The sequence below is a fragment of the Collinsella aerofaciens genome, from assembly GCF_025289055.1.
GTDB lineage: Bacteria > Actinomycetota > Coriobacteriia > Coriobacteriales > Coriobacteriaceae > Collinsella.
Window position 1 is genome coordinate 76,001 of the sequence record NZ_JAESIQ010000008.1, and the last position, 6,927, is coordinate 82,927.

Annotated in this window: 5 protein-coding genes; all 5 read left to right on the plus strand. The window is 59.5% G+C overall.

Features of this window, described 5'->3' with window-relative positions:
- Positions 1-190 precede the first annotated feature (190 nt).
- The 5 genes from moaA to JMJ97_RS03800 all read left to right on the plus strand — a co-directional run bounded on the left by moaA (position 191) and on the right by JMJ97_RS03800 (position 6,905).
- Complete coding sequence (moaA, locus tag JMJ97_RS03775) at positions 191-1,246, plus strand: GTP 3',8-cyclase MoaA (protein WP_260699213.1); 1,056 nt, start codon at positions 191-193, stop codon at positions 1,244-1,246.
- A gap of 4 nt (positions 1,247-1,250) precedes the next feature.
- Complete coding sequence (mobB, locus tag JMJ97_RS09660) at positions 1,251-2,549, plus strand: molybdopterin-guanine dinucleotide biosynthesis protein B (protein WP_276550539.1); 1,299 nt, start codon at positions 1,251-1,253, stop codon at positions 2,547-2,549.
- 265 nt (positions 2,550-2,814) lie between these two features.
- Complete coding sequence (locus tag JMJ97_RS03790; RefSeq protein WP_260699214.1) at positions 2,815-4,095, plus strand: MFS transporter; 1,281 nt, start codon at positions 2,815-2,817, stop codon at positions 4,093-4,095.
- Positions 4,096-4,319: 224 nt separating this feature from the next.
- Positions 4,320-5,141: an HAD family hydrolase gene (locus tag JMJ97_RS03795; protein ID WP_260699215.1), complete on the plus strand. Its 822-nt coding sequence runs from the start codon at positions 4,320-4,322 to the stop codon at positions 5,139-5,141.
- Between the two features lie 504 nt (positions 5,142-5,645).
- Entirely contained in the window at positions 5,646-6,905 is a 1,260-nt protein-coding gene (locus tag JMJ97_RS03800; RefSeq protein ID WP_260699216.1) for a hypothetical protein, read from the plus strand.
- Positions 6,906-6,927 lie beyond the last annotated feature (22 nt).

Sequence of the window (6,927 nt, forward strand, 5' to 3'; positions counted from 1 at the left end):
CACAACATTCGATGTTTTTTGCCAAAAACGAGAAAAGCATCGAATGTTGTGATGGTTTGCATGCTGAGGATGGGCTTGGAAAGTCCGTTTTGCTCGAAGCGGCCTGTCCTGTCGTACGGGTGTCGGCATGATTCTCTCGTGGGGTATTATGTTTTCCGAAGAATAAAACGCCGCGTGAGGGGAGGGCTGCGTGGACGGGCACGTGCAACATGACGGCTTTGGCCGCGATATCAACTACCTGCGCATTGCCGTTACCGACAAGTGCAATTTCCGCTGCATTTACTGCATGCCGGCCGATGGCGTGGCGCCCCGCGTGCACGACGAGCTGCTCAGCGCCGAGGAAATCGCCCGCTTTGTGCGCTTGGTAGCGGGGGAGGGCATTCGCCGCGTGCGCCTGACGGGCGGCGAGCCGCTGGTCAGCCGCCGTATCATCCCGCTCATTCGTGACATCCGCGCGATTCCGCAGATCGAGGACATCTCGCTTACCACCAACGGCGCCCTGCTGCCCAAGCTGGCGCCGCAGCTCAAAGACGCGGGGCTTAACCGCGTCAACATCTCGCTCGACACGCTCGACCCTACGCTCTTTGGAAAGATCACACGCCTGGGTCGACTCGAGCAGACCATGGCTGGCATCGACGCGGCGCTGGCTTGGGGCTTTGAGCCCGTTAAGGTCAACTGCGTTGTCGTGCGCCGGCTCAACCAGGATGTGGCGGCCCTTGCGCGGCTCACGCTCGACCGCCCCATCCACCTGCGCTTTATCGAATACATGCCCATCGGCGACGAGCACACAAGCTCGCATTGCGCTGTGGACCCGCATGCGCCCGCGCTCAATCCCGAGCTGTGGGACGCGAGCGATACCGTGCCGAGCGACGAGCTGCGGGCGCGCATCAATGCCGGGGCCGCCGCGGCGGGACTGGGCGAGCTCGAGCCGCTCGACATCAACGACGCTCCTGCCGGCGCGGGCCCTGCGCGCTATTGGCACTTTCCGGGCGCGGCGGGAACGGTCGGCTTTATTAGCGCCATGTCCAACCATTTTTGTGCGAATTGCAATCGTCTGCGCCTGACGGCCGATGGCAACGTGCGTCCGTGCCTGTTCAGCGATGCCGAGTATTCGGTGCGTGAGGCGCTGCGCCGTGGTGATGATATGCAGGTACTTTCGATTTGGCGCGATGCCGTGGCCCACAAACCGCAGGAACACGCGATAATTGAGGGCACGCAACGATTTATGTCCCAAATCGGAGGATGATCATATGGCCAAGAGCAGGTACGCCGATGCCACCAAGGCCGCTCGCAGGGCCGCGATGTCTGCCCACAAAGTCACGGCTGCGGCCAGCGATGCCGTTGCAGGCGCGCAGCCGACTGCCAGTGCTGCCACCGAGCCCGCCCGCGACGCCCGTCGCGACGAGCTGACGCACGTGGACGCCAAGGGCGAGGTGCGCATGGTCGACGTGTCCGGCAAGGCCGAGACTCATCGCATCGCCATCGCAGAGGGCACCATCCTCATGCACCCCGAGACACAGGCCATGGTGCTGCAAGACCGCGCCAAAAAGGGCGACGTGCTTGCCTGCGCGCGCGTGGCAGGCATCATGGCCATCAAACGCACGAGCGACATCATTCCCATGTGCCATCCGTTGCTCATTACCAAGAGCAAGTGCGACATTGCGCCCATCGCTCCGGCGGGGACGCCGACCGAGGACGTGCCCGAGGGCTGGGCGCCGGCGCGCACAGACGGGCAGGTTGGCTTTCACGTACTGGTTACGGCCGGCGTGACGGGCAAGACGGGTATTGAGATGGAGGCGTTGACCGGCGCGAGTGCCGCGTGTCTGACCATCTATGACATGTGCAAGGCCGTCGATCGCGGCATGGAGATCGTCGACGTGCGCCTGCTGCACAAGGAGGGCGGCCGCTCGGGCGTGTGGGATCGCGCAGAGCGTCAGGCCGCTGCTGTTGAGGCCGTGGCCGCTGACGGTGCCGCGCCCGCGAGCGCACCCGTCGCCGTCGCACCCGCAGCTCCGACACGGGCCGTCCCCGCGATCGCGTTTATCGGCTACCAGAACTCGGGAAAGACCACGCTCGTCGAGAAGGTCATTGCCGAGCTCACCCGCCGCGGTCTGCGCGTGGGCTCGCTCAAGCATCATGGGCATCACGGCTTTGATATCGATGTGCCCGCCAAGGACACCTGGCGCCATCACCAGGCCGGATCCAAGCACGTGGGCCTCATCTGCGCCACGCGCTGGGCGGAGTACGCCGACACACGCGAGGAGGACGAGATGCCCGCGCGCGAGCTGCTGTCGCGCTACAACGATGTCGACGTGGTGATCATCGAGGGCTACAAGACCGAGGGCTTCGACAACATCGTGGTCGCGCGCTCCGGTGTCGACCGTCTGCGCGGCAAGAGCTCGCTCGACCTGGTCGACGGTCACACGCTGGCCCTTGCCTGCAACGAGGCCCTGGCGCGTCAGGCCTTCGACGCCGGCTTTGCGACCCGAGCCATCAACATCAACGACGCCCGAGCCATCTGCGATCTGATTCAAGATCATCTGGCCTAAAACCTGCCAAAAAGGGACAGGTTTATTTTGGCAGGTTTTATCTGGGCAAACGCCATTTCCACCACAAAGGGGCCAGGCACCTTTGTGGTGGTTTTTGCTTTGGTAGATGTGTGGGACATGCCTTACAATCTACCAAGTAGTTCATGACGGGCGAAAAACGGAGAGAAGGGGCTTGATGCGTCCTTAATGTTTCATGCGGATAGATTGATTTGACAGACGGTGGCGAATGCCCGCCGTCCGTATTCGTATGAAACCAGGAGTCTCCATGCTCGCCTCTCTTTTCTCAAAGCCTCAATCATCGCTGTCCGCGCAGGCAAAGCGCCTGGTGGCGATGCGCTTTCTCATCTACACCGGTTTTCAGACCAGCTACTTTATCGGCGTTATCGGAACGCTCACCTATGCAGACGATGCCTCGGTCGTGGCGACATCGCTGGCCGTCCTGTTTATGAACGTATTCGTGATCCTGGGATCCTTTGCGGGTGGCGCGGTGCTCGACGCCTGGGGCCCGCGCCGTCATTTCTTGCTGAGCATCGTGGGCACGCTGGCAACCGGCGCGGCGATCATCGTCTTTGGCAGCGCGACCGGCATCGTCCTGCTCGGCGCGGTGCTCCTGGGCTTTGTGATGGGGTTCGCCCAGCCCATCGCTACATCCTATCCAGCCTACCTCACCGATGATCCTCTCGAGCTCAAAGACATCAACTCAGCCATCGCCATGTTTTCAAACGTGAGTATCATCGTCGGTCCCACGCTGGGCGGCCTTGTCGCAGCGGCTGCGTCGTCGCGCGCGGTGTTTGTGCTCATGATGCTCTTTACCGTGCTGGCGTTCGTCGTCGGTTGGGACTTTGGGCCGCAGACCAGCCATGTCGCCGGGCATGCGGATGCCGATTCGGCAGAGGAAGGGGAGCGTGCGGGACAAAGCTCCAACCCCAGCACGTCCGCCCGCGCCACCTTCGCAGCCAGCATCAAGACAGTCTTCACCAACAGCGTCCTCGCGCTACTTTTCTGCATTATTTTCCTTTCGAACTTTGGCTACGGTGCCTTCGATCCGCTGGAGTCGTTCTTCTACCGCGATATTCTGCACGTCGGTGTCGAATGGATGGGCTGGCTCTCGTCGGCCAGCGGTGTGGGCGCGGTGCTGGGCGCCGTGGCCGCGCTCCGCTTGCCGCCGCACCTGGTCAACCTTAAAACGCTGCTCGTGGCGCTTATGTCCGTGGGTCTGGGAAGCCTGCTCTACGTGGGAACGCCGCACGTGGGCGTGGCTCTCATCGGCCAGATCGCCCTGGGCGTTGCCTGGGGTGTCGTCAATCCGCTCCACAACACCATCGTGCAAACGACGGCTCCGCTCGAGCAGCTCGGCCGCGTCAACTCGGTCATGGGCTTTGGCAACATGTTCGCCGGCGTGGCCCCGCTGGCGATTGCCCCCTGGCTGGCGGCGACATTTGGCGTGCAGCAGACGCTCGTAGGGGCGGGCACGGTCGTGACGGCGGTTCCCGCGGCGCTGCTGCTGTTTGGACGCCGGCATTTGGATCGTGCCGCAAAGCAGTAAAAACCATCACAACATTCGATGAAAATCGCGATTTTGCCGAAAAACGTCGAATGTTGTGATGGTTTGCGCTCCGGGCCAGGCCACCCTTCGGGTTCGGCCACCACAAAGGGGCCAGGCTCCTTTGTGGTGGTTTTTGCTTTGACGGGCCGCGCCTGCGCCTTGGTATACCATGTACGCCGTTCACGAATACACCCCACACCGCCGTACAACCCAGAAAGGCCCCCATGGACACCACCTTCAGCCACATTAAAGCCGTGTTCTGCGATATCGACGGCACGCTGCTCACGAGCCAGCACACGGTGTCCCCGCGCACCGTGGCGGCGATCCGCGCCCTGCGCGAGCGCGGCGTGCTCTTTGGCCTGTGCACCGGGCGCGACGCCCACGCGACCGAGGCCATGTATGAGCTCTGGGGCATCGAAGGCCTGGTGGACGTGATGGTGGGCTGCGGTGGCGCCGAGGTCATCGACCGCGCGCACGACATCAACGAGCTGAGCTATTCGCTGCCGGGCGAGACCATCGCGCGCATCTGCAAACACATGGCGGACCTTCCGGCAACGCCCGTCTGCCCCCGAGACGGCGTGTTCTACGTGCCCGAGAGCAACGCGTGCGTCGAGCACCTGTCGCGCGTCGACGGCGTGCCCTACCAGGTGGTCGATTTTGCCGAGTTTTTGCGCGAGCCGCAGCCCAAGGTGATGTTTACCATGGCGCCCGAGGTAATGCCGCGGGTGATTGAGCGGGCGTCGACGTTTGCCGATGACACTGTTAAGGCGGCGGCTCTGCAAACCACGCAGCGGCTCTACGAGTTCATGGATCCGCGCGTGTCCAAGACGCGCGGCCTTGTGCGCGTGGCGGAGCTCAACGACATGGAGCTCCAGGACATCTGCGTGTTTGGCGATGCCGATAACGATACCTGCATGGTGGCTGACGCTGGCGTGGGCGTGGCCATGGCAAATGGCAGCGATGCCACCCGTGCCGCCGCCGATTTTGTAACCGCGAGCAACGACAAAGACGGCATCGCGATCTTTATCGAGGAACATCTGCTGTAGCGCCGGGGGAGAGTCACCGCAAAGGGAACAGACACCTTTGCGGTGTCCTCAGGCGATTTGGGCGAGTTGATGCCTGCAATCTGCGCGCAAATACCAATATGGTTGTCTGAACATTACGCTTCTGACTACCGATGAGTTAAAGATATTCTCATCAGTTTGGTAGGGTATTTCTCCCGGTAAATGACCTACAGCTCATGGTCAATTTTCGACTGTTTACAGGATGTTTACTCTTGAGCAAAATGTTGTGCAAATAAATCTAATGCCATTAAAAAATGATGGGCAACTAAATTACCAGTAGAAACAAAAAATAGATAGCGAATAAACGAAGGTAAATCTGAGCAAATGTCAAGAGAATTGACAATTCGCTACAAACTATCGGTTTATTTGCCCAGATGTTCAAACAATCGTTACAATATTCATTACTAAGCGTGCGCAATTTCAGGTTGCGCAGATACGCTTGATAGTGAAAGAGCAAGATCGCGGTCTCTTGGGGAGGAGACATCGATGAAAGCAAATTCAGACAAATCTAAGCAGAGTAATAAAGCGACGCGCCGTGTGCTGGCAGGCGTTTTGTGCGGAGCCTCCGTGTTGAGCCTGGTACTGTCGCTCGTCATGCCTCCAATCTCGCAGGCCATTGCCAACGATGCCGAGGCGGGTGCAGCCGAGGAAACTGTGGCGGCGGCTGATTCCTCAACTGAGTCTACTGATGTAGAAAACACCAACAACGGGGACGCCGAAAACCGGAATAGTGACGACGCTGAGGGTGGCGAAGGAGAAGATGCCGCTGCGGCGGATCTGCCTGCCGATGACACGGGAGCCGAGAGCGCTGCGCAGCCCGCGGATGATGGGCAGTCTGTCTATAAGGCCGTTACTGTTGCAAATGAAGGTGAGGCTCGGAAACTTGAAATAGATTCGGAGGGGTACGCGCTGCTGAAGAGTGACGAAGACCTGTCTACGTACCTTGACCTTCCCGCGGCGGAAAAGCCCGCAAAGCTGCGTCTGACTGCTGATATTAGTTCGAGCAATCCGATCTTAATCAATCACGACACTACGATCGACCTTGCGAATCACAAGCTTTATTACAGCAACGGTAACCCTAAGCAGGAAACCAAAGAGCCTGTTTGTGCATTTATCACAATTTCAAAGGGCTATACGCTAACTGTCAAAGGTGAGGCGAATGACTCGAAGACTGAAGCTACCAGTGGTGAACCTGGTCAGCCAGCAGAGATGCAGTTCATTGATGAAAGTGTTCCACAATCACTTACATACTACGTAACTGAAAGCACGCCTAACGGTTTTGGTACTAGGGAAACGACCTACCAGCACACTGTTGCCAATTTCGGCGCTATCGTTGCATGCAAAAAGGGCTATGTAAATCAAGTCATTTCCGTTGAGGATGGGGGCACGCTCAACCTTCAGGGTGGCATGATCACAACGCCTCGTCCCCTGGGCAACGACGGTCACGTTATTTTCTCTCAGGGCATTGTCAATATTTCTGGCGGTTACGTCACCAACGGTAGCGGCGGCGGCTGGGGCGGCGGCCTGTGTGTAACGGGGGCGAACGCCAGCCTCGAAATGACAGATGGCGTGATTGCGGGAAACAAGGCTGCTTCTGGCGGTGGCATCTATGCTGACAAGGGCGCGGCGTTGAATCTCTTAGGCGGTGTCATCTCGGGTAATGCAACATATGCCAATGTAATCAACCATGGTGAAAACACCTACGACGGCGGCTATGAACTGCACCCCAAAACTTGGACGGCTTAAATAAGAACTACGCCGCAAGGGA

Coding starts and splice junctions, on each gene's coding strand:
- mobB (WP_276550539.1), top strand. CDS start 1,251: ATGGCCAAGAGCAGGTACGCCGATGCCACCAAGGCCGCTCGCAGGGCC.
- JMJ97_RS03790 (WP_260699214.1), top strand. CDS start 2,815: ATGCTCGCCTCTCTTTTCTCAAAGCCTCAATCATCGCTGTCCGCGCAG.
- JMJ97_RS03795 (WP_260699215.1), top strand. CDS start 4,320: ATGGACACCACCTTCAGCCACATTAAAGCCGTGTTCTGCGATATCGAC.
- JMJ97_RS03800 (WP_260699216.1), top strand. CDS start 5,646: ATGAAAGCAAATTCAGACAAATCTAAGCAGAGTAATAAAGCGACGCGC.